At 69.2% G+C, this 21959-nt stretch carries 20 protein-coding genes; 14 read left to right on the forward strand and 6 right to left on the reverse strand.

Going from position 1 to position 21959, the window contains the following annotated elements; genetic code table 11:
- Nucleotides 1-12: 12 nt before the first annotated feature.
- A complete protein-coding gene (locus A4W93_RS20745; RefSeq protein WP_157131718.1) occupies nt 13-459 on the reverse strand; it encodes a hypothetical protein in 447 nt (148 codons plus the stop codon).
- A gap of 401 nt (nt 460-860) precedes the next feature.
- Between A4W93_RS20745 and A4W93_RS20750 the strand changes: the two genes are divergently transcribed.
- The 14 genes from A4W93_RS20750 (at nt 861) to A4W93_RS20815 (ending at nt 17693) form a co-directional block, all read left to right on the forward strand.
- On the forward strand, nt 861-2360 hold the full coding sequence (locus tag A4W93_RS20750) for a S41 family peptidase (RefSeq protein ID WP_085752417.1): 1500 nt from the start codon (nt 861-863) through the stop codon (nt 2358-2360).
- 133 nt (nt 2361-2493) lie between these two features.
- On the forward strand, nt 2494-3252 hold the full coding sequence (locus A4W93_RS20755; RefSeq protein ID WP_085752418.1) for a HesA/MoeB/ThiF family protein: 759 nt from the start codon (nt 2494-2496) through the stop codon (nt 3250-3252).
- Between the two features lie 10 nt (nt 3253-3262).
- Complete coding sequence (locus tag A4W93_RS20760) at nt 3263-4165, forward strand: LOG family protein (RefSeq protein ID WP_085752419.1); 903 nt, start codon at nt 3263-3265, stop codon at nt 4163-4165.
- 46 nt (nt 4166-4211) lie between these two features.
- Nucleotides 4212-5132: an arginase gene (gene rocF / locus A4W93_RS20765; RefSeq protein WP_085752420.1), complete on the forward strand. Its 921-nt coding sequence runs from the start codon at nt 4212-4214 to the stop codon at nt 5130-5132.
- On the forward strand, nt 5129-5911 hold the full coding sequence (locus A4W93_RS20770; protein ID WP_085752421.1) for an SDR family NAD(P)-dependent oxidoreductase: 783 nt from the start codon (nt 5129-5131) through the stop codon (nt 5909-5911). The genes rocF and A4W93_RS20770 overlap by 4 nt, the downstream gene beginning before the upstream one ends.
- A 114-nt stretch (nt 5912-6025) precedes the next feature.
- Nucleotides 6026-6442: a YjfI family protein gene (locus A4W93_RS20775; RefSeq protein WP_085752422.1), complete on the forward strand. Its 417-nt coding sequence runs from the start codon at nt 6026-6028 to the stop codon at nt 6440-6442.
- A gap of 9 nt (nt 6443-6451) precedes the next feature.
- Entirely contained in the window at nt 6452-7165 is a 714-nt protein-coding gene (locus A4W93_RS20780; RefSeq protein WP_085752423.1) for a PspA/IM30 family protein, read from the forward strand.
- Entirely contained in the window at nt 7162-7506 is a 345-nt protein-coding gene (locus A4W93_RS20785; protein WP_085752424.1) for a hypothetical protein, read from the forward strand. Before A4W93_RS20780 ends, A4W93_RS20785 begins: the two co-directional genes overlap by 4 nt.
- Before the next feature lie 57 nt (nt 7507-7563).
- A complete protein-coding gene (locus tag A4W93_RS20790) occupies nt 7564-8193 on the forward strand; it encodes a ubiquinone biosynthesis protein (RefSeq protein WP_085752425.1) in 630 nt (209 codons plus the stop codon).
- Between the two features lie 74 nt (nt 8194-8267).
- A complete protein-coding gene (locus A4W93_RS20795; protein WP_085752426.1) occupies nt 8268-10403 on the forward strand; it encodes a hypothetical protein in 2136 nt (711 codons plus the stop codon).
- Between the two features lie 6 nt (nt 10404-10409).
- The gene (locus A4W93_RS20800) at nt 10410-15569 is read left to right on the forward strand and encodes a DNA repair ATPase (protein WP_085752427.1); all 5160 of its coding nucleotides are present in this window, start codon (nt 10410-10412) and stop codon (nt 15567-15569) included.
- Nucleotides 15570-15574: 5 nt separating this feature from the next.
- A complete protein-coding gene (locus tag A4W93_RS20805; protein WP_085752428.1) occupies nt 15575-16267 on the forward strand; it encodes a phospholipase D-like domain-containing protein in 693 nt (230 codons plus the stop codon).
- Nucleotides 16268-16276: 9 nt separating this feature from the next.
- Nucleotides 16277-17080: a magnesium transporter CorA family protein gene (locus A4W93_RS20810; protein ID WP_085752429.1), complete on the forward strand. Its 804-nt coding sequence runs from the start codon at nt 16277-16279 to the stop codon at nt 17078-17080.
- A 4-nt stretch (nt 17081-17084) separates the two neighbouring features.
- A complete protein-coding gene (locus A4W93_RS20815) occupies nt 17085-17693 on the forward strand; it encodes a hypothetical protein (RefSeq protein ID WP_085752430.1) in 609 nt (202 codons plus the stop codon).
- 14 nt (nt 17694-17707) lie between these two features.
- Here the strand turns inward: A4W93_RS20815 and A4W93_RS20820 are convergent, their stop codons facing one another.
- The 5 genes from A4W93_RS20820 to A4W93_RS20840 form a co-directional block, all read right to left on the reverse strand.
- Complete coding sequence (locus A4W93_RS20820; protein WP_085754262.1) at nt 17708-18529, reverse strand: nucleotidyltransferase domain-containing protein; 822 nt, start codon at nt 18527-18529, stop codon at nt 17708-17710.
- Nucleotides 18530-18618: 89 nt separating this feature from the next.
- A complete protein-coding gene (locus A4W93_RS20825) occupies nt 18619-19251 on the reverse strand; it encodes a class I SAM-dependent methyltransferase (protein ID WP_085752431.1) in 633 nt (210 codons plus the stop codon).
- A 33-nt stretch (nt 19252-19284) separates the two neighbouring features.
- Nucleotides 19285-20037 (reverse strand): hypothetical protein, encoded by a 753-nt coding sequence (locus tag A4W93_RS20830; RefSeq protein WP_157131719.1) that lies wholly within the window; start codon nt 20035-20037, stop codon nt 19285-19287.
- Nucleotides 20038-20066: 29 nt separating this feature from the next.
- Nucleotides 20067-20639 carry a hypothetical protein gene (locus A4W93_RS20835; protein WP_085752433.1) on the reverse strand — a complete coding sequence of 191 codons (573 nt, stop codon included), beginning with the start codon at nt 20637-20639 and terminating at the stop codon, nt 20067-20069.
- A 2-nt stretch (nt 20640-20641) separates the two neighbouring features.
- On the reverse strand, nt 20642-21949 hold the full coding sequence (locus tag A4W93_RS20840; RefSeq protein ID WP_157782205.1) for a lipase family protein: 1308 nt from the start codon (nt 21947-21949) through the stop codon (nt 20642-20644).
- Nucleotides 21950-21959: the final 10 nt, after the last annotated feature.

Here is a 21959-nt window from a genome sequence, read left to right on the forward strand (position 1 = left end):
GACCGCGGGGCCTCAGGAGGGCCGCTGGTCGAGCGTGGGGCCGTCGCCGCGCAGCAGGCGGCCCAGGGCGGGTTCCGGGAGCTTGTCGCCGAGCGGGATCGCATCGGGCGCGCCCACGTCGGAAAGGGCCCGGGCCGGCACGTTCTGCCGCAGTTCGCGCGGATCGAGTTCGGATTCGGCGGCGATGGCGTCGTCGTAGGCTGCTTCGACCGACACCTCGCCCACGGCGGAGGCGAACAGGGTCTTGAGCAGCCAGGCGACCCCGAGGAAAAGCCCGATGCCGATCACGGCGAAGGCCGTGAGCAGCACGCCGTGCACCCACGGCGTGGTGAAGAAGGCGAAGCCGGCCGCGGCGACCAGGCCCGCGACGGCGATGCCGCCACGCGCCCCGGGACCGAAGAAGTCGCCGATCACCAGCGCGTAGCAGATGAGGAAGGCCACGGCAAACAAGTACTGCAAGACACCCATCGATTCAAGACTGTGGTGAAGCTCGCTCATGTGGCACCCGGTGGAACGTAAAACGTTGTGACGCGATGCCATGGTGCCATCCGGCGACGAGGTCGAACGTGACAAAACCCCCTGTTTCCCCTTGGTTATGGGGGTCTCGCCACACAGCGTTCTTCGCCACGGTCAAACATCACGGGTTTCCGGATCCACCGCGCCCCTGGCGAAGCGGCCACGCAACACCCCGAAACGGGGTCGACACACGCAGCAACACAGCAGTCTCCCACGCCGCCGCTGCTCGCAAATACGGTGAAACTTCCGGTCTCCTTCCCCCTCAAAACGGGGGTCCCGCGTCATATACTGAAATCGATTCTTTTTTGGGGTTTGCCGGTCATCCGGCCAGGAGCAGGTCATCTATGGGTTCGAAATTGAAGGTTGCCGGCTGGATCTCGCTCGGTGCGGTGGCCGGGGCGTTGACCACCATGCAGCTCCAGGCGACGGCCCGCAACACCGCGGCGCAGTTCCCCCTCGAGGAAATCCAGCAGCTCTCGAACGTCTTCGAACTCGTCAAGAGCACCTACGTGGTGCCCGTCGATGAGAAGAAGCTGATCACCGATGCCATCGGCGGCATGGTGGCGGGCCTCGATCCGCACAGCCAGTACATCGAGCAGAAGAACGTCAAGGAGTTCTCCGAGAGCATCACCGGCCGCTTCGTCGGGGTCGGCATCGAGATCGGCATGGAAGACGGCCTCGTGAAGGTCATCACCCCCATCGAAGGCTCTCCCGCCTACAAGGCCGGCATCAAGAGCGGCGACCTCATCACGAAGGTCGACGACACCCAGGTCAAGGGCCTCACCGTCGAGCAGGCGGTGAAGAAGATGCGCGGTGAACCGAACACGAAGGTCGTGCTCACGATCTTCCGCAAGACCGAGTCGCGCACCTTCACCGTGCCCATCATCCGCGCCGAGATCCAGGCGCAGAGCGTGCGCGCGAAGGTCGTCGAACCCGGCTACGCGTGGCTGCAGGTTCGCCAGTTCCAGGACAAGACCGTCGAGGACTTCGTCTCCAAGATCGAGGCCATCTACAAGGAAGACCCGAAGCTCAAGGGCCTCGTGCTCGACCTGCGCAACGACCCGGGCGGCTCCGTCGTCGCGTCCGTCGCCATCGCGGCGGCCTTCCTGCAGCCCGAGGTGGTGGTGGTCTCCACGAAGGGCCAGCTCGCCGCGTCGAAGTCGGTGCTGCGCGCCACGCCGAAGGACTACCTCTACTACGAAGGCCGCGGCCTGCTGCGCTCGCTGCCGCCGGACCCGCTGCGCCGCCTGCCCGACGCCGTGAAGTCGGTGCCCATGGTGGTGCTCGTCAACGAAGGGTCGGCTTCCGCGAGCGAGATCGTCGCGGGCGCGCTGCAGGACCACAAGCGCGCCACCGTGATGGGCGCGCAGACCTTCGGCAAGGGATCGGTGCAGACGCTGATGTGCCTCGGTGCCGAGCCGCAGCGCATCGACAAGTGCCCGAGCGCCGCCATCAAGATCACCACCGCGCGCTACTACACGCCGGCCGACCGCTCCATCCAGGCCAAGGGCATCGTGCCCGACATCATGCTGGACGAGACCGCCGACGGCCCGCTGTACTCCGCGCTGCGCACCCGCGAGGCCGACCTCGACAAGCACCTGCAAAGCGGCCAGGGCGTGGAAGAGAAGGACGTCGCCCGCGAAAAGGCCCGCGAGGAAGCCCGCAAGCGCTACGAGGAAGAAGCCGCGAAGGCCGGCAAGTCGCCGCTGAAGCAGCCGCCCGAACTCGGCAGCCCGGAAGACTTCCCGCTGATGCAGGCGCTGAACCAGCTGAAGAACAAGCCGGTGCAGGTCTCGAAGACGGCGACGGAACGCAAGCCCGACGAAGACACCAAGACGAACTGACACATCGCAACAGGAAGCATGTCATCCCGGCGCAGGCCGGGACCCTGTGCTTCCTTCGACGGACGAGCCTTCGACCACCGCCCAAGGTCCCGGCCTTCGCCGGGATGACCGCGGTGGTGGTGAACCCATCGAGATGGACGACAACCAGCTCCTCCGCTACTCCCGGCACATCCTGCTCGACGAAGTCGGCATCGAGGGCCAGCAGCGCCTCCTCGCCTCCCACGCCCTCGTGATCGGTGCCGGCGGCCTCGGCTCGCCGGTCGCGCTGTACCTCGGCACCGCCGGGGTCGGCCGCATCACCCTCGTCGACCATGACACGGTCGACCTCACGAACCTGCAGCGGCAGATCGCGCACGACCTCTCGCGCGTGGGCCGGCCCAAGGTCGAGTCCGCGGCGCAGGCCATCCACGCGATCAACCCCGACGTGCAGGTCGTCGCGCTGCAGGAGCGTGCCGACGCGGTCCGCCTCGCCGAACTCGTGGCCTCGGCGGACGTGGTGCTCGACTGCACCGACAACTTCGCCACCCGCCAGGCCCTCAACGCCGCGTGCGTGCGCCACCGCAAGCCGCTGGTGTCGGGCGCGGCGATCCGCTTCGACGCGCAGGTGTCCGTGTTCGACTCGCGGAACCCCGAGGCGCCCTGCTACGCCTGCGTGTTCCCGCCCGACCATCCGGCCGAGGAAACGAACTGCGCCACGATGGGTGTGTGGGCCCCGCTCGTGGGCATCATCGGCAGCCTGCAGGCGGCCGAGGCGCTCAAGCTGCTGGCGGGCGTGGGCACGTCGCTTGCAGGTCGATTGCAGATGCTCGATGCGCGCGACATGACCTGGACCGAGATCCGCGCGCCGCGAGACCCCGAGTGCCCGGTTTGCGGTCCGCATCCGGCGCGTTAAGCTGTGACCCATGAACAAACGTTCCGACCTGACCGCACGCAACTTCCCTTCGGCCCAGCAGGAGGCCGGCAAGGCCGTCCCGCAGACCAACTACGACGGCCCTGAAAGCGCCTACCGCCTCGCCTTCACCGACACCGATTTCCTGCTGCGCCAGGAACTGCGCCCGGTGCGCATGCAGCTCGAGCTGCTCAAGCCCGAGATGCAGCAGCAGGAACTGGGCATCGAGAGCACCATCGTCATCTTCGGCAGCGCCCGCATCGTGCCGCGCGACACGGCCGAACGCCTCGTCGCCGACGCCACCTCGGCCGGCAACCCCACCGCGCTCGCCATCGCGAACCGCCACCTGGTGATGTCGCGCTACTACGAGGAAGCCCGCCGCTTCGCCGAGATCGTCACCACCCGCTCGCGGTCGATGACCACGCCGCTGTACGTCGTCACCGGCGGCGGCCCCGGCATCATGGAAGCGGGCAACCGCGGCGCGTTCGAGGTGGGCGGCAAGAGCATCGGCCTGAACATCGTGCTGCCGCACGAGCAGGCGCCGAACCCGTACATCACGCCGGAGCTGTGCTTCCAGTTCCACTACTTCGGCCTGCGCAAGATGCACTTCCTGATGCGCTCCATCGGGCTCGTGTGTTTCCCGGGCGGCTTCGGCACGCTCGACGAAATGTTCGAGGTCATGACGCTGATGCAGACGGGCAAGTGCCGCCGCCGCCCCATCCTGCTGTTCGGCAAGGAGTTCTGGACGAAGCTCATCAACTTCGACTGGCTCGTCGAAACGGGCATGATCAGCGAACTCGACCTGCAGCTGTTCAAGTTCGTCGAGACGGCCGAGGAAGCGTGGGACATCCTCGACGCCGAATACGGCTTCAGCCTGCACGAGAATGAGAAGGGCGGCGCGTCCGCCGACATCTGATCCCGTCCGTCAACCACCTCAGGCATCGCCTGGAAAGGGGCCCGCGATGAACCAGCCAGTCAGCCTCATCGGCGCCCCCACCGACGTAGGCGCGGGCACCCGCGGGTCCAGCATGGGCCCCGAGGCGCTGCGGGTCGCCAACATCGGCCCGGTGCTCGCCAGCCACGACCTGGACGTGGCAGACCGCGGCAACCTCTCCGGCCCGCCCAACCCCAACCTGCCGCCCGTCGACGGCTACCGGCACCTCGCCGAGGTGCAGGCCTGGAACATCGCGGTGCACGATGCCGTGTACGCCGAGCTCGCGCTCGGCCGCCGCCCCATCCTGCTCGGCGGCGACCACTGCCTCGGCATCGGGTCCATCAGCGCGGTGGCGCGGTACTGCCGCGAGCAGAACCGCAAGCTGCGCATCCTCTGGCTCGACGCCCACGCCGACTTCAACACGCAGACCCTGACCCCGAGCGGCAACCTGCACGGCATGCCGGTGGCCTGCCTGTGCGGCCACGGCCCGAAGGAGCTCGTCGAGATCGGCGGCCACGTGCCGGCCATCAGCCCGAAGTGGGTGCGGCAGATCGGCATCCGCAGCGTCGACCAGGGCGAGAAGCGGTTCGTGCACGAGATGGACCTCGAGGTCTTCGACATGCGCTACATCGACGAGATGGGCATGCGCCACACGATGGAGATCGCGCTCGCCACGCTCGACGCCAACACCCACCTGCACGTGAGCTTCGACGTCGACTTCCTCGACGCCGAGGTGGCCCCCGGCGTGGGCACCACCGTGCGCGGCGGCCCCACGTACCGCGAGGCCCAGCTCTGCATGGAGATGATCGCGGACACCGGCCGCCTCGGCTCGCTCGACGTGATGGAACTCAACCCCGCGCTCGACGTGCGCAACAAGACCGCCGAGGTCGCCGTCGACCTCATCGAAAGCCTCTTCGGCAAGAGCACGCTGATGCGCACCCGCCCATGACCCCGGCCCTGAAAGAGCGCCGCAAGGTCGCCGTCGTCACCGGATCCTCCTCGGGCATCGGCGCCGCCACCGCCCGCCTCTACGCGCGCAACGGCTGGAACGTCGTCGTCAACTTCTCGCGCAAGCCCGAACCCGCGGAGGCGGTCGCCGCCGAATGCCGGGCGTTCGGCGTCGAGGCACTCGTGGTGCAGGCCGACATCGCCTCGGAGGCCGACTGCCGGCGCGTCGCCACGGAAGCCGAAGCCGCGTGGGGGCGAGTCGACGTGCTCGTGAACAACGCCGGCACCACGAAGTTCGCGCCGCTGAAGGACCTCGACGCCGTGTCGGCGGAAGACTTCCACGCCATCTACGACGTGAACGTCGTGGGCACGTACCAGATGACCCGCGCGCTCGTGCCGCTGATGAAACGCACGCCGGGCGGCGGCATCGTCAACGTCTCGTCCATCGCGTCGATGATGGGCCGCGGCTCGTCCATCGCCTACATGGCCTCGAAGGGTGCGCTCAACGCGATGACCATCGCCCTCGCGCGCGCACTGGGCCCCGAGCTGCGCGTCAACGCCATCGCCCCCGGTTTCGTCGAGACCCCCTGGCTGCGCGAGGGCCTGGGCGCCACCGGCTACGAGCAGGCCCAGCGCGCCTACCGCGACACCGCCACGCTCGGCGCCGTCATCCAGCCCGAGGACGTGGCCGACGCCGCGTGGTGGCTGGGAGCCGGCGCGTCCAAGACCACGGGCGAGGTGATCCTGCTCGACGCGGGGGTGCGGCTGGGCCGGGCCTGAGGTCCCCGCCACAACTGCTCACCACTCCCCCCCTTCGGAGTGGTTGACATGTTATGTCGCGAGCCCTACGCTGCAACGCATGGGGCCGCGTCGGCTCCTGCAACGAGAGGAGCCATGAAACCACTTCACGAGCAGTTGTTTCGCCTCGACGACCACCTCGGTCGCCTGATGGGCAAGGTCGCGGTGCAGCTGCAGCCCATCCCCGGCGAGGTGCCCGTCGTGCAGGTCAACATCGGCGGCCGCGACGAGCTGCCGATCTTCATCACGCGGTCCGACACGCAGATCCTCTGCCTCTGCTACCTCTGGACCGACGCCGAGGTGAAGCCCGCGCGCCGCAACGAACTGGCGCAGACGCTGCTCGAACTCAACCCCTCCGTGCCGCTGTCGGCGTTCGGTCGCATCGGTGACCGCTACGTGCTGACCGGCGCCCTCGCCATCGACGCCCCCGTCGAAGCCGTCGCGCAGGACGTCGCGGTGCTGAGCGACAACGCGCTCGACGCCCTGGACGCCCTGTCCGAGTTCCTGGAATAGGAGAGCCCCATGTCCGTGATCAAGAGAGTGGTGACCCTGCTGCGCGGCAGCGTGCGCGAGATCGGTGAAAGCGTGGTCGACGCCAACGCCACCCGCATCTACGAGCAGGAGATCGTCGACGCGCGCCAGGCCATCGTGGCCGCCCGCAACGACCTGACGATGGTGATGGCCAAGGAGATGCAGAGCGCCCGCGAGATCGAGCGCCTGCAGCAGGAGGCCGCGCGCTACGAATCGCTGGCCGTCGAGGCGCTCGACAAGTCGCAGGAGTCGCTGGCCGAGGAAGTGGCCGGCCGCGTGGCCGCGCTCGAGGAGGAACTCGCCGGCCAGACGAAGGCGCATGCGGCCTACGCGCTGCAGGTGGTCAAGCTGAAGGACCTGGTGCGCACCGCCGAGCAGCGCATCCGCGAACACGAACGCGAGATCGGCATCGCGAAGACCACCGAAAGCGTCTACCGCGCCACCCGCTCCATCTCGGAGAACCTGGGCAGCGGCGGCTCGCGCCTGCTGAACGCGCGCGAGTCGCTCGAACGCATCAAGCAGCGGCACGAGGAACTGGCCGACCGCATGACCGCGGCCGACCAGCTGGAAGGCGAACTGGGCCATGGCGCACTCGACCGCAAGCTGCGCGAGGCGGGCATCGGCGAACAGGCCGACCGCCAGCGCGACGCGATGGCGCGCATCCGCGCCCGCGCGGCCACGCGCACGGCTCCCGCGGCCGAATGACCGTGCGGCAGAAGCCGGCCCGCTGGACCTCGTCCGACGAGGCGATCCGGGCCGTCCAGGTCGCCTTCGACGTCGAGGAGGCCGTGCTGCAGGCGGTGCGCCAGGCGGCGTTCGAGAACCACCTCTCGAACTCCGACCAGATCCGCAAGCTGCTCGACCTGCCCACGGCCGAGAAACCGAAGCGGCCGCGCCTGACCGTGTCGCTGAGCCCGGCCGACTATGAGCTGCTGGCGAAGCGCTACGGGCTGGCGGGCGACGACCGGCTGACCATCAAGGAGCGGGTCACCGCGGAACTCATCGCCTTCGCCGGACAACCGGACGAGGGCACGCCGGCGCCATGACCGGCATCACGCGCGGCAGAACACAGAACAGCGCGCGGAACCACGAGGGAGCAGGGAATGGGAAACTTCTACGGGGCGGCCTTCGGCTTCCCCACGGCGATCTACACGGCGCTGCTGGGCATGGTGCTCTTCTACTGGGTGCTGGCCGTCGTCGGGGTCGTCGACTTCGACAGCAGCGGCATCGACCTCGAACTGCAGGCTGACGCCAGCGTCGACGACCTGGGCACCCTCGCCGGCTTCATCGTGGCCTTCGGCCTCGGCGGCGTGCCGTTCTCGGTCGCCATCAGCCTGCTCGTGCTGATCTCGTGGACCGTGTGCTGCCTGATCGCGATGTGGCTGCTGCCCCTCGTGCCCACGCTGCTCCTGCAGCTCGCCGCCGGCACCGCCGCCCTCCTCGGCAGCTTCGCGCTCGCGCTGCCCGCCACGGCCGTGAGCCTGCGGCCGCTGCGCCGCCTGTTCGTGACCCACGGCGCCGCCACCAACGCATCGCTCGTGGGGCAACGCTGCAGCGTGCTGACCAGCCGCGTCACCGACACCTTCGGGCAGGCCGAGGTGCCGCGCCGCGGCGCCCCGCTCAACATCGACGTGCGTGCCGCCGAGCCCAACGTGTTCACCCGCGGCACCGCCGCCCGCATCGTCGACTACGACCCCGCCACACAACGCTATTCGATCGAACCCGAGGTGTGAACGCGCCCGCGCGCCACACCACCCCATCCATCGCTGTCACGCATTCCAACCAATAAAGCTGAGGGAAGAAATTCATGGAGCCCATCTTCATCGCCGTCGGAGTCCTGGCCCTGCTCATCCTGGGCCTGTTCGCCATGTTCGCCAAGTTCTACCGCAAGGTGGAGCAAGGCTACGCGCTCATCGTGAACACGCTGCGCGCCGACCCCGACGTCACCTTCACCGGCCACATGGTGTACCCCATCATCCACAAGGCCGAGCTGATGGACATCTCCGTGAAGACCGTCGAGATCGACCGCTCGGGCAACCAGGGCCTGATCTGCAAGGACAACATCCGCGCCGACATCAAGGTGAAGTTCTTCGTGCGCGTGAACAACACGGCCGACGACGTGCTGAAGGTGGCCCAGAACATCGGCTGCGAGCGCGCGTCGAACCACGAGACGCTCGAGGAGCTGTTCTCGGCCAAGTTCTCCGAAGGCCTCAAGACCGTCGGCAAGAAGATGGACTTCGTGGACCTGTACCAGGACCGCGCCCACTTCCGCGAGGAGATCCTGAAGGCCATCGGCGGTGACCTGTCCGGCTACAAGCTGGACGACGCCGCCATCGACTACCTCGAGCAGACGCCGCTGCACAAGCTCGATTCGAACAACATCCTCGATGCCCAGGGCATCCGCAAGATCACCGAACTCACCGCGGTGGAGCACGTGCGCACGAACGAGCTGCGCCGCAACGAGGAGATGCAGATCAAGAAGAAGGACGTCGAGGCGCAGGAGACGCTGCTGGAGCTCGAGCGCCAGCAGTCCGACGCCCAGTCGCGCCAGAAGCGCGAGGTGGCCTCGGTGCGCGCGCGCGAGGAAGCGGAGACCGCCAAGGTGCAGGCCGAGGAGCAGGCCAAGACCGAGCTCGCCCGCCTGAACACCGAGCAGGTCGTGTCGGTGCAGCAGGAGAACGTGCTGCGCGAGAAGGAAGTGGCCGAGAACAACCGCAAGCGTGCGGTGGCCATCGAGGAGGAAAAGGTCATCCGCGCCCGCCAGCTCGAGATCGTCGCGCGCGAGAAGGAAGTGACGCTGCAGCAGATCGACAAGGAAAAGGCGGTCGAGGTGCAGAAGAAGGCCATCGCCGACGTGATCCGCGAGCGCATCGTCGTCGAGCGCACGGTGGCCGAGCAGGAGGAGGCGATCAAGGACGTGCGTGTGGTGGCCGAGGCCGACCGCACGAAGAAATCCACGATCATCATGGCCGAAGGCCAGGCCGAAGAGAAGCTGGTGCTGGAGGTGAAGGCCGCCGAGGCCCAGGAGCGCCGCGCTCGCCACAAGGCCACCGAGGAGCAGACGCTCGCCGAGGCCCGCTTCAAGGTCGCCGAGCGTGACGCCGAATCGAAGAAGCGCGAGGCCGAAGGCCTCACCGCCATCGCCGCCGCCCCGGGCCTGGCCGACGCCCGCGTGCTGATCGCCAGCGCCGACGCGAAGGAGAAGCAGGGCCTCGTCGACGCCAAGGTGGAACTCGCGCGCGCCGAAGCGCTGCTGAAGACCGGCCAGGCCACCGCCACCGTGGTGGAAGCGACCGCCATGGCGGAAGCCTCCGGCCTGCGCGCGAAGCTCGAGGCCGAGGCGCAGGGCAAGGAAAAGCTGGGCATGGCCGAGGTGTCGGTGCGTGCCGCCGATGCGGACGCCGCGCTGAAGTCGGGCCAGGTCGACGCCCAGGTGGTCGAGGCCAAGTTCAACGCCGAGGCGAAGGGCCTGCGCGAGAAGTTCGAGGCCATGAAGGCCATGGGCCCGGACACCCGCGCGCACGAGGAGTACCGCATGCGCCTCGAGATGGCGCACGTCGAGACGCTCAAGGGCATCGATGCGCAGACCGCCATCGCGAAGGACCAGGCCGAGGTGCTGGGCACGGCGCTCGCCAAGGCCAACATCGACATCGTCGGCGGCCAGGGCGACTACTTCGAGAGGTTCGTCAACGCCATCTCGATCGGCAAGAACATCGACGGCACCATCGCGAAGAGCAACACGCTGCAGGTCGCGTTCAAGGACCAGCTGGCCGGCAACCGCGACGTGATCGAGGACGTGCGCACGGTGGTGGGCGCGCTCGGCGACTCGACGGCCGAGCTGAAGGACCTCACCGTCTCGGCCCTGCTGGGCAAGGTGATGCGCGACGGCAGCGAGTCGCAGAAGGCCGCGCTGCAGGGGCTGCTGAACGGGTTCAAGCAGTAACCCGGCATGGCGGACACCTCCTCCACCGACACCACCGAACGGATGGTGGCCGACAGCGGCTCCTACGAGCTGCTGAAGAAGCGCCTCGCCGACCAGGGCGGCACGCTCCTCGAACAGGCCCGCGCGCTCAACACCGCGCGGCTGGCCGAGTTCGGCCGCTCCGAGCAGGCGATGATCCTGCGCACGCGGGCACGCACCGAGAACAACTGCGTCGCCCGCGACCTGGTCGTCATCGGCGACCTGTTCCTGTTCGGCTACAACGTCTTCATCGGGCTGCGCAAGGAAACGGCCGTGGAGGACGTCTTCGCGCTGTACCGGCTGCCCGCGGCGGACGGCGGCGACGAACTCGAATCGGTGCCGTCGGCCGGCACCTTCCTCGACGACCCGCGCTTCCTCGCCGACTTCCGCGAGCTCTACACCTACTACAAGCAGGCCACGCTGACGCAGCTGCGTGTCACGCACGACAAGCTGCTCGCGGCGTTCCAGATCGGCCAGCAGGTCAGCGACGTGCGGGTGTTCCGCTGGTCCATCGAGAACGACGGGGCGATCCGCTACACCGACAACCGCGGTGAACGCGACATCGCGCTGCCCCCGAGCCACGACTTCGAATGGACGGTGTGCACGCGCGAGGACCACGTGGGCGGCAGCTTCCCCCACATCAACATCCTCGACACGGTGTTCGTCGAGACGCTCGGTGGCGACCTCACCGTCAAGATCGAGAACAACACCGAGACCGGCCACGGCATCTACAGCGAGCCGGTGAGCGACCCCACGCAGTCGCTCACCGACGCCGAGGTGGCCTACGCGAAGCTCGGGCTGCTGATCCTGCTGCGGGTCAAGCCGTACCGCGAGACGCAGACGCGCTACCTCGTCTACAACACCCGCACACAGCAGGTGCAGCGCATCGACGCCATCGGCGCCTCGTGCATCCAGCTGCCGGAGGACCACGGCATCGTCTTCCCCGGCGGCTGCTACCTGCAGTCCGGCGAAACGAAGACCTTCGACCTGCCCGGCGAACTGGTGGACGCGCTGCGCTTCAAGCGCATGGTGCGTTCGCCGAACGGCGAGGACGTGCTCTACATCTTCTCGCAGCCGGCCAGCGGCCACTACGGCCTCTTCACGTACAACCTGATCGAGAAGGCCCTGAGCCCGCCGATCGTCGTGAACGGCTACGCCCGGCTGCCCGACGGCCGCATGCTCGTGTTCCAGGCCGACCGCGGCGAACCCGTGCGTGTGCACCCGATGCAGCTGTGGCAGACGCCCTTCGCGCACGAGGAACACGCGAGCCGCCAGCCCCGGGGCACCGGCTTCTTCGGCCGCGTGGGCAACGCCGACCTCGTGCGCGGCGTGTCCGACCTGATGGGCATCGCCCGGGCCGTGCGCGAGCAGGTGCCCACCCGCGCCGCGTACGACGACCTGATCCGCCAGTGCACCCGCCTGGCCGACGCATACTTCTGGCTCGACGCGCCCGAGGCCGGCGGCCTGCACACGACGCTGCGCGCCATCGCCGACGCGTCGCGCAACACCCTCGCCGAGTTCGAGAAGGTGGACGCCATCCGGCGCGACACCGCCCGCGCGCTCACGCAGGCCGAAGGCGCCCAACGCGCGCTCACCACCGACATCGCCAGCATGCTCTGGCGGCGTCCCGACGATTTCATGCAGGCGCTCGGCCGCCTGCGCGAGCAGCGCGGCCAGCTGCAGATGCTCCGCGAGCTGCGGTACGCCGACCTCGACCGCATCGGTGCGATGGACGCCGAGCTCGTGGCGGAGCAGCAGCGCGTGGGCGAGCGCGCGCTGCAGTTCCTCGCGGACGAGCGGGCCTTCGACGGCCACCAGAAGGAACTGGCACGCCTCGCCGCCGAACTGCCTCAGGCCGGCACCACGTCGCTGCTGGCCCAGGTGCTGGAAACGCTCGACGGCCTCGCCGCCGGTGTCGACGTGCTCACCGAACAGCTGGGCAACCTGCCGGGCGGCGACGCCGTCGTCCGCACCGCCATCCTCGACCGCATCTCGCTGCTCTACACCGAGATCAACCGCCTGCGCGCCGACGCGCGCAACCGGCGCAAGACCCTCGGCTCGAGCGAGGCGGCCGCCGAGTTCGGCGCGCAGTTCAAGCTCTTCGGCCAGGCGGTCGACAACGCCCTCGAGTTCGCCGACACGCCCGAGAAGTGCGACGACACCCTCACCCGCCTGCTGGCCCAGCTGGAGGAACTGGAAGGCCGCTTCGCCGAACAGGAAGGGTTCCTCGCCGACATCGCCGACAAGCGCGAAGCCGTGGTGGAAGCCCTGTCGGCCCGACGCCAGACGCTGGTCGACGCCCGGCAGCGCCGCGCACAGGCGCTGGTGGACGCGGCCGGCCGCATCCTCGACGGCGTGCCCCGCCGCGTGTCGCAGCTGGCCGACCTCGCGCAGGTGCACAGCTACTTCGCCGCCGACCCGCTGCTCGCGAAACTGCGCAAGCTGATCGAGGACCTGCGGGCGCAAGGCGCGGCCGTCGCCGCCGACGACCTCGACACGCGCCTCAAGACCGCCCGCGACTCGGCACTGCGCGCCGTGCGCGACAAGAGCGAACTCGTCGCCGACGACGGCAACACGCTGCGCCTCGGCCGCCACGCCTTCACGATCAACCGCCAGCCGCTCGATCTCACGCTGGTGCCGAAGGACGACGGGCTCGCCTATCACCTGTCCGGCACGGACTACCACGCGCCCGTGGACGAGCCTCGCCTCGCGCCACTCGCCGCCTACGGGTCGCGGCCGCTGGTGTCGGAGAGCCCGTCGCTCGCCCGCGCCGAGTTCCTCGCCGGGCGCTTCCTCGAAGCCGCGCAGCGGGGCGAGGTGTCGCTCTCGTGGGACGAGTTGTCCCGCTTGGCCGGCGACGGCGCCGAGTCGCATGCGGCGCTGCTGTCGGCGCTGCGCCAGTACGCTGCCCCCCGCTACCAGGAGGGCTACCAGAAGGGTGTGCACGACGAGGACGCGGCCCGCGTGCTCGCCGCGCTGGTCTCGATGCAGGCCCAGGCCGGGCTGCTCGCCTGGGGCCCCACCGAGCGCGCGCTGGCCCAGCTCTACTGGCACCACGGCCGCTTCGTCGCCGAACGCGAGTCGCTGCAGCGGCGTGCCCGCGCGGCGATGCAGATGCGCGAGCTGTTCGGGACTCGCGACGCGATGGTCCGGCTGGAGGCCGACATCGCACAGGCCCTGTCGGACTTCGCCCGCGAAGTGCTGCCCGACCTGCTGCCCGAGGACGGCGCCACCGACCGCGCGCAGCAGCTGGCCACGCTGACCCGACAGTCCGCCACGTACTTCATCCACCAGCTCGCGAGCGAACACGGTGCCGAAGCCTGGGTGCTGAGCGGCGCGGGCCAGGACCTGGCCGACGCGCTGTCGCGCGAGCTGGAACGCGGCGGCCGCCTGGCCGCCTGGTCGGCCGACCTCGACGCCGCCACCGCCCCCGAACGCTGGCGCCTCGCCCGCGACTGGGTGGGGGCGTTCGCCCGCACCCAGTCGCCCGACGCACTCGCCTGGATCGACGACGCCGCCATGGTGTTCGCCCTCCCCGGCCCCCGCGCGCGCATCAACGCCACCCTCGACGTCGCGCTGACCGGCCTGCTCGCCGAACACCCGCGCGTGGCCGGCGGCCAGCTCGCGCTGAACCTCAACGACTTCTGGCGCCGCTACCTGCACCACACCGGCCACGACGTGCCCGGCTTCGAAGCGCTGCAGGCGCTGCGCCACGAGCTGATCGCGAAGGAGAAGACGCGCCTGCGGCTGACGCAGTTCCAGGCGAAGCCGCTGTCGACGTTCGTGCGCAACCGGCTCATCGACGAGGTGTACCTGCCACTCGTGGGCGACAACCTGGCGAAGCAGCTCGGCGCGGCCGGTGAAGGCAACCGCACCGACCGCATGGGCCTGCTGCTGCTCATCTCGCCGCCGGGCTACGGCAAGACAACGCTGATGGAGTACGTGGCGGACCGCCTGGGCCTGATCTTCGTGCGCATCAACTGCCCCGCGCTCGGCCACCAGGTCACGAGCATCGACCCGGCCACCGCGCCCAACAGCGCCGCGCGCCAGGAACTCGAGAAGCTCAACCTCGGGCTCGAGATGGGCAACAACGTGATGCTGTACCTCGACGACATCCAGCACACGAACCCCGAGTTCCTGCAGAAGTTCATCGCGCTGGCCGACGGCACGCGCCGCATCGAAGGCGTGTGGAACGGCGAGACCCGCAGCCACGACCTGCGCGGCAAGCGCTTCGCGGTGGTGATGGCGGGCAACCCGTACACCGAGTCGGGCGACGTGTTCAAGATCCCGGACATGCTGGCCAACCGCGCGGACATCTACAACCTGGGTGACGTGCTGGGCGGCAAGGAGGCGATCTTCGCGCTGTCGTACATCGAGAATGCGCTCACCGCGAACCCCGCGCTGATGCCGCTCGCCTCGCGCGACCCGCAGGACGTGCACCGCCTCGTGCGCCTGGCCTCGGGCGAGGACGTGCCGTCGAGCACGTTCACGCACGCGTACAGCGCGGCTGAACTGGAAGAACTCACCGCGCTGATGCAGCGGCTCTTCCGCGCGCGCGACCTGCTGCTCAAGGTCAACCTCGCCTACATCGAGTCGGCCGCGCAGCAGGATGCCTACCGCACCGAGCCGCCGTTCAAGCTGCAGGGCAGCTACCGCAACATGACGAAGCTCGCGGGCAAGATCACCGCGCTGATGCGCGACGACGAACTCGACGCGCTGCTGCGCGACCACTACCGCGGCGAGGCGCAGACGCTCACGACCGGCGCGGAGGAGAACCTGCTCAAGCTCGCGCAGCTGCTGGGCCGCCCCACGGCCGACGAGGACAGGCGCTACCGCGACATCCGCGACGAGTTCGTCCGGCGCCGCAAGCTGGGCGGCGACGACACCGACGGCAGCACGCGCATCGCCAGCACCCTCCTCGACGTGGCCCGCGCGGTCGACGGCCTGAAGCCGGAGGCGCCGAACGACGAGGGCCGGCGCATGGCCGACGCGCTGCTCGAGTTGTCGATCACGTACCGCAAGATCATGGTGCCGCTGATCGCCGCCACCGAACACCGGCTGAAGCTCGACAGCTCCATCCGCGACGAGGTCGAACGGGTCGGCCGCGCGCTGGAGGACGTCAAGCGCAAGACCTCGCCGAAGGCCTGACCACCATGGAACTTCTCCTGACCCAGATCGAACTGTCGATCGCCGACGAGCGCCTGAGCGACGACGAGAAGCGCGCCCTCACGCAGGCGCTGCGCCAGGCGTCACCGCCCGAGGAAGGGCTGCGCCAACTGCGCAACCGCGCGTTCGACCTCGTGCGCGAGCGCCTCGCGGCGTCGCCTTCGCCCGACGACGTGGCCGGCCTGCTGAAGTGGCTCGAGGGTGTCGTGCGCGCGCTGGACGTGGGCCGCGCGCCACAGGGCACGCCGGTCGCGTCGGCCTGTTTCAGTCCCGGCATGGCCTGCCTGCAGGCCATCGTCGACCGCCTGCGTGCGGCGCGGCGCCAGGCCGACCTCTGCGTCTTCACGCTGTCGGACGACCGCATCACGGCCGAGGTGCTGGCGGCCCACGCGCGCGGCGTGGCCGTGCGCATCGTGACCGACAACGACAAGGAGTTCGACGCCGGCAGCGACATCGCGCAGCTGCGCCAGGCCGGCATTCCCGTGGCCGTCGATCGCACCGACGCGCACATGCACCACAAGTTCGCGCTGTTCGACGGCACGTGGCTGCTCAACGGCAGCTACAACTGGACGCGCAGCGCGGCGCAGGTCAACGAGGAGAACCTCGTGGTCCAGAACGACCCCGGCCTCGTGCGCCAGTTCCAGGTGCAGTTCGACACCCTCTGGAAACGACTCCACTAGGACCCGCCCATGGCACGACCGGAATTCAACTGGAAACTTCCCCCCGAGATCACGCAGCGGCTCGGCCATGACAGCTACGGCGCGCAGCGCGCCATCCACGAAGGCGACCACCTGCTCGTGGTGCTGCACGAGCCACCGGTGAACGAGGGCAACGAACGCGAGCACCGCGTGTTCCTGCGCGGCCCCGATGGCGCATGGCGCTTCCAGGGCGCGGAACACGGCCAGCACATGATGGCCGACCTGCTGACCCGCTACGAAACGCTGCTGGGGCAGGCCGAGCAGCAATACGCGTCGGCCGACAACGCCGACGACCTGTTCCCGCTGCTCGACCGCCTGCTGCCCACGAGCCGCGCCGCGGTCAACCTGCGCGATGCGCTGCAGCAGGCCCGGGACCGCGTCAAGGAAGACCGGCTGCTCATCACGTGGCGCGACCGCGCGGTGGACGTGGCCCGCGGCTTCGAACTGCTGCTGGCGAACGCCCGGCTCGCGCTCGACTACCGCCTCGCGAAGCAGGCCGAGGCGCAGACCCAGGCGGCGCTGGCCGGCACCCGCGCCCAGCTCAAGCTCAACACCATCGCCGCCCTCACCTTCCCGCTGATGACGGTGGCCGCGGTGTTCGGCATGAACCTGCACCACGGGCTGGAGAACCAGGCGGGGTGGCTGTTCTGGGCGGTGTTCGCGGCCGGGCTGGCGCTGGGGCTGGTGGTGAAGTCGTGGGTGCGCGGAGCCCCGCCGCCTGCGCCGGTGAAACCCGGCGGCACGCGAAATGCACTCGGCAAGAAGGCGAGCCCCCGTGCACGGAAAACCGTCTGACGGCATGCCGGTCGTCGAGCGCCCGTTCTTCAACGTCCAGGTGTTCGCGGCCCCGCTCGACGAACTGGTGGCGAGGCTGTGCGCCGTGCCGCTGCGCGGCAAGGTCGCCCGCACCACACCGTTCGTCTTCCCGACTCAGCCCTACCACCAGGCGCCGGAGGATCCGCCGATGCTGCTGTGGACTCCATCGTGCGTGCCGGGCCTGACCGCATTCATGCCAAATGTGGGCTCCGGCTGCTATTTCATCGCTGCCTATGCGGCCGAACGCCTGCGCATCGCAACGCTGCAGCTCCGCAGCACCGTTTCCGACGCCGAGTGGCCGATCAACGAACTGATCGCACACGAAGGCGGCGTCGAGCGGCGCATGGTCCGCGCGATGCGCGACAGCCCCCGCTGGGATTTCTGCGCGGTCGGCGATCCGCTCGCGATCGAGACCCCCTCGATGTATTCGGCCCGCCGCATCCGTGACCGCTTCCACCGCGTCGCCCTGCTCGACGCGGCGGAGCGTTGGGGTGCGCCACTGCGCGACCCGGCCTTCTGGCGCACCGACCGGACGGCGATGACCTTCAGCAGCGACGGGATCCTGCGGCACGAGCTGGCCCGCATCGAGTGACCGCGTCGGCCGCTTCAGGCCGCCCAGGCTTCGTTCAGCAGTTCCCGGAAAAGCACCGACAGCCGCGGCTCCGGATCCTCGCGTTCGGCACGTGACGGAACCAGGGTTTCGAGGCGAGCCAGCTCCTGCTCGATGAACCGCTGGATGGGCGCGATCTGGGGCGACAGCCCGAGCTCCGGGGTGCGGCGCTTCAACACCAGCAGGTCATCGATGGCTTCCCGCAAGCCTTCGACATCCTGGATCGTTTCGAGCAGACGTTCGAACTCGATGGGCGCCGGCTGTTGCCGGCGCTCGAGCCAACGGACCGACAGCAACGGGCGAAGGACGTAGAAGTATTTCTTCAGGGGCACCTGCTCGGCTTGCAGGTACCCGCGGAAGTTCGTCTTGGCCATGCTGCGGTAGTGGTAGATGCCGCGCTCGACCGAATAGACCTCGGGCAGCAATGCCCGGGCTCGGGCCGCGAAGCCACCGCGGCTCTCGTACACCAGGGGCGACTGCACCCACTCGACGAAACCCGGGTTCGACACCCGGAACAGGCGCAGCGCCTTGCGAAGGTCCCACCCGTTGATGTCCATGTCGTCGACGATGGGGTACTCGATGACGTCGCGTTGTTCTTCCAGCCCCACGGACAGATACCACTCCGGGCGGTTCACGTAGATGAAGCGCGCGTCGAAGTCGCTGTTGGGCGACGGAAAGCCCCAGGCCCGGCTGCCCGACTCCACGGCGAGCAGGACCTTGACGTCATGCTCCGCCTCGGCCCCGCGAAGCCGCTGGCGGATCTCCTCGCGCACCGCGAGTGGAACGTTCGTATCGTCAGATGGGGAGTTCGGGGCCATGCCGCTGATTCTGCCTTCGATGTCCACAACGCCCACGTCGCGCGGCGCCACCATCGGAAGGGGCGGGTCGCCGGGTGTGGCGTACGTCGTCAGTCCCGAGGCATCGGCTCCCGGAAGGCCGAGTGGAGGATCAGGCCTCCCTTGAGCAGCAGCGGCTCGACCCGCACGAAGCCGGCATCGGACAGCGCGGCCCGCTGCTCCTCGATGCGCATGTAGAGCTGGTCGTTCGACTGCCCGCCGTCACCTGCGAAGTGGTCGCAGACGAGGTAGCGGCCCTGGGGCGACAGCAACGCACGCACCTGCTCGTGCAGGCCGCGGGCATGGCGCTTGTGGCGAAGCTCGTGCACGGCCTGGTGCGTGACCACGTGATCGAACGTGCCGAGGCCGTGGCCCAGTCCCGGTTCCTTGAAGCTGCGCTCGACGAAGGTCACGCGGCCGGCCAGCGCACCGAGGCGCTCCGCGGCCAGTTCGTGCATCGCCGGCGAGTTGTCGAGCGCCACGTAGTCGAGGTCCGGCAGCGCCTGCAGGAGATGCCGGGCGAGGAATCCGGGACCGGAGCCCAGCTCCAGCACGCGCCGGGCGCCGCCTTGTGCCAGCGCCTCCGCGAACGCGGCGAAGAAGTCGGTGCGCCAGGGGCGAACGGCCAGTGCCTGGTCGGCCCACTCGCGGGCGTCGGCCATCTGGCGGAGGTCGATGGGGCTGGGGACGTCGGGTGGGATCATGGTGCTCTGCTTCGGTCTTGTCTCGTCGTGCCGCTACATCGGCCCGCCACAGAACCCCACCGACGCCGGCCGTTCCGTGTTGCCCGGCGCCACCTGGAACGTGGTGCGCTCCGTGGTCTCGCGCGACTTCGGCTTGAACGCCGGCCATTCGGTCTCGCGCCACTGGAAGGTCCAGCGGCCTTCGCCGTCGGGGTAGCGGATGGTCAGGGCGCCAGAGTTCTCGTCGTGGCAATGGCCGCGCGCGTAGTCGCGTTCGCTGAAACACGCGCGGACCATCTTGCTGCACGAGAACGGCACGGCGCCGTAGGCCACCGTGCGTGCGGTATCGAGCATGACGAAGTCGGCGGTGCGGAACGACGCGCCGCCGCCGGAGTACATCTCGCGGACCTCGCTCACCAGGGCGATCGCGAAACCGCGGTCGCCCACGGGGTACAGCGCCGGATGGATCTCGAGCGGCGGGGGCTTGCCGCCATCGGCGCGCGGCTCTTGCGTGTGAGGCTGCTCCGAGAAGTCCCACACGGTGGCTCGGTTGCCTCGCAGCGGGTCGGCCGCGTCGAGCACCACCAGCATCGGGCGCGAGGCGTCGATCAGCCACATCGGTCCGTCTCCCTGCCCTCGCGCCACGTAGGCCTTCGTCTCCACCGGCTCGCACGGCGTGGACAACGCCGCGCACAGCGAGGCCAGCTGCGCCGCGGTCACGCGGGTGGGCGGCGCCGGCTGCAGCACCACGGCCTCGCGCGGCGCGGCGACGGCGCCGAAGGCCATGGCCCACAGGGCCGTGGCCACGAGTGTCCGATGCAGTGCCGACACCACGATCACACCGAGTCCAGCTCGCGCACCATCGCCACGACGGTCGACACCCCGTCGTGCTGCTGCTCGTAGGCTTCGAGCCACGGCAGGAATTCGGCTGCCGACAGCGCCCGGTTCAGTGGCGCCAGGTCCGGCGGCAGGTCGAGCAGCACTGCGTCGAGTTCCGGGCCCGCCATCTCGTGGCACACGCCGATGCGCGGCTGCAGCAGTTCGCGCGCGGCATGCAGGTGCACGAGGTACGGTTCGAGTTCGGGCGGGCCGTCGCCGTCCAGCGTGGCCCCGGCCTGCTCCAGCGCTTCGCCGAACGTGGGGCCGACGTCGGCCGTGACCGCCTCGCCCGTGTCGAGGCCCGTGCCGGCCGCGGCATCGAAGCCCGGCACGCCTTCGAACGCGGACCAGTCGAACTCGGCCTCGGTGACGTTCATCGCCTGCTCGGCCGCCGCGGCATTGGCGGCGAACTGCTCCGGCGTGAGGTCGGGGACCGGCGACGCGAGCGCGGCGGCCATGCCCCGCAGGAACGAGAGGTCGGCGATGGCGTGGGCGTGCAGGTACAGGAACTCGAACGAGGCACGGTCCATGGTCAGATCACCGATCCGGCGAGGGCGGCCGCACCGCCGATCATCAGCGGCAGCGGCATGCCACGCCCGGCGACGTTGACGAGTGCCTGCGTGGCAATGGGCGTGAGCACGCTCATCATCGCGCTCAGGATGCCGCGGATCACCTTCGCGGTGATCTGCGCTGCGCCAGTGATGATGATGCGGGCCCATCCGGCCGCGTGGCGGATCCACTGCATGAACTCGGCGCTCTGCTCGGCGAGGCGGGTCAGGTCGCGGGCCAGCGACACGCAGAAGAGGTCGATGGCAGTGAGGCCCGAGATGGCGGCGAAACCGGCCTGCTTCAGCAGGTGGCTGAACGCCTTCATCAGGTAGCTGAGGCCCTGCGCCGCACGCTGCGTCATCCAGCCCGGGTTGTCGGAGCTGCGCAGCAGCCAGCGGGCGAGCACCGCGTTGTCGTGGTCCACGGCCATCGCACGCAGGCGCACGGTGTCCCACGAGATGTCGGGACTGCCGATGCTGGCGACGTACTCGAGCATGTCGTGGTTCGCGACACTCAGCAGCTTGCCGGTGGGCGACACCAGCGTCATGTTGTTCTCGTCCGCCGGGTCGCCGTTGACGTGGCCGTACGGGTACGGGCCCACCATGGTCACCGGGTCGAGGTCGTGGGCGACGCGGAAGATGTTGCGCTTGCCGATCGACGCCTCGATGGCGTGCTGCGCGCCCATCGCGCCCACGCGCGGCGAACCGAACGTGTAGAGCTTGACGTCCTTGCCGCGCCCCGAGAAGTGCGCCGCCACGAGCGTGGCCACCGCACCGCCCAGGCTGTGCCCGACGCAGTGCACGACGTCGGCGTCCATGATCCGGTTGATGTCGCGGGCGAGGCCGATCTTCACGCTGTCGAAGGTGTTGCGGAAACCCTGGTGCACGGGACCGAAGCCCGGCAGCCCCACCATCGACGCGCGCAGGTCGGTGAAGATGTCGGCCTTCGAGTGTTCGGCGCGCGTGCCGCGCGTGGCGATCACGACCTGGCGGCGGCCGGCGCGGTTGAAGCTCAGCACGTAGCCGAAGCCGGTGGACACCCCCGCGGTGGAGCCGGCGAACACGCGGTCGAGCCGTGCGCCCGCGAGCGGCGTGGACGCCAGCGACGTGTTGGCGTGCTGCTTCGTCAGGACTCCGGCGCCGAGGCCGTCGCCCGTCACCATCTTCTTCACGTTGGCGCGGGTTTCCATGCCGATCTGGGGCACGCCCGTGATCCAGTCCTGCAGCGTGAAGTACGCGTTGTGGGCGATGAAGGTGGCCTCTTGCGGCGAGAGGAATTCGTGGTTCGACATGGTGTGATGA

It is taken from the genome of Piscinibacter gummiphilus (assembly GCF_002116905.1).
Classification (GTDB): Bacteria; Pseudomonadota; Gammaproteobacteria; order Burkholderiales; family Burkholderiaceae_C; genus Rhizobacter; species Rhizobacter gummiphilus.

What these genes read in the sequence shown, in the direction of transcription:
- A4W93_RS20750 (WP_085752417.1), top strand. Translation starts at nt 861, where the DNA reads ATGGGTTCGAAATTGAAGGTTGCCGGCTGGATCTCGCTCGGTGCGGTG.
- A4W93_RS20755 (WP_085752418.1), top strand. Translation starts at nt 2,494, where the DNA reads ATGGACGACAACCAGCTCCTCCGCTACTCCCGGCACATCCTGCTCGAC.
- A4W93_RS20760 (WP_085752419.1), top strand. Translation starts at nt 3,263, where the DNA reads ATGAACAAACGTTCCGACCTGACCGCACGCAACTTCCCTTCGGCCCAG.
- rocF (WP_085752420.1), top strand. Translation starts at nt 4,212, where the DNA reads ATGAACCAGCCAGTCAGCCTCATCGGCGCCCCCACCGACGTAGGCGCG.
- A4W93_RS20770 (WP_085752421.1), top strand. Translation starts at nt 5,129, where the DNA reads ATGACCCCGGCCCTGAAAGAGCGCCGCAAGGTCGCCGTCGTCACCGGA.
- A4W93_RS20775 (WP_085752422.1), top strand. Translation starts at nt 6,026, where the DNA reads ATGAAACCACTTCACGAGCAGTTGTTTCGCCTCGACGACCACCTCGGT.
- A4W93_RS20780 (WP_085752423.1), top strand. Translation starts at nt 6,452, where the DNA reads ATGTCCGTGATCAAGAGAGTGGTGACCCTGCTGCGCGGCAGCGTGCGC.
- A4W93_RS20785 (WP_085752424.1), top strand. Translation starts at nt 7,162, where the DNA reads ATGACCGTGCGGCAGAAGCCGGCCCGCTGGACCTCGTCCGACGAGGCG.
- A4W93_RS20790 (WP_085752425.1), top strand. Translation starts at nt 7,564, where the DNA reads ATGGGAAACTTCTACGGGGCGGCCTTCGGCTTCCCCACGGCGATCTAC.
- A4W93_RS20795 (WP_085752426.1), top strand. Translation starts at nt 8,268, where the DNA reads ATGGAGCCCATCTTCATCGCCGTCGGAGTCCTGGCCCTGCTCATCCTG.
- A4W93_RS20800 (WP_085752427.1), top strand. Translation starts at nt 10,410, where the DNA reads ATGGCGGACACCTCCTCCACCGACACCACCGAACGGATGGTGGCCGAC.
- A4W93_RS20805 (WP_085752428.1), top strand. Translation starts at nt 15,575, where the DNA reads ATGGAACTTCTCCTGACCCAGATCGAACTGTCGATCGCCGACGAGCGC.
- A4W93_RS20810 (WP_085752429.1), top strand. Translation starts at nt 16,277, where the DNA reads ATGGCACGACCGGAATTCAACTGGAAACTTCCCCCCGAGATCACGCAG.
- A4W93_RS20815 (WP_085752430.1), top strand. Translation starts at nt 17,085, where the DNA reads ATGCCGGTCGTCGAGCGCCCGTTCTTCAACGTCCAGGTGTTCGCGGCC.
- A4W93_RS20820 (WP_085754262.1), bottom strand. Translation starts at nt 18,529, where the DNA reads ATGGCCCCGAACTCCCCATCTGACGATACGAACGTTCCACTCGCGGTG.
- A4W93_RS20825 (WP_085752431.1), bottom strand. Translation starts at nt 19,251, where the DNA reads ATGATCCCACCCGACGTCCCCAGCCCCATCGACCTCCGCCAGATGGCC.
- A4W93_RS20835 (WP_085752433.1), bottom strand. Translation starts at nt 20,639, where the DNA reads ATGGACCGTGCCTCGTTCGAGTTCCTGTACCTGCACGCCCACGCCATC.
- A4W93_RS20840 (WP_157782205.1), bottom strand. Translation starts at nt 21,949, where the DNA reads ATGTCGAACCACGAATTCCTCTCGCCGCAAGAGGCCACCTTCATCGCC.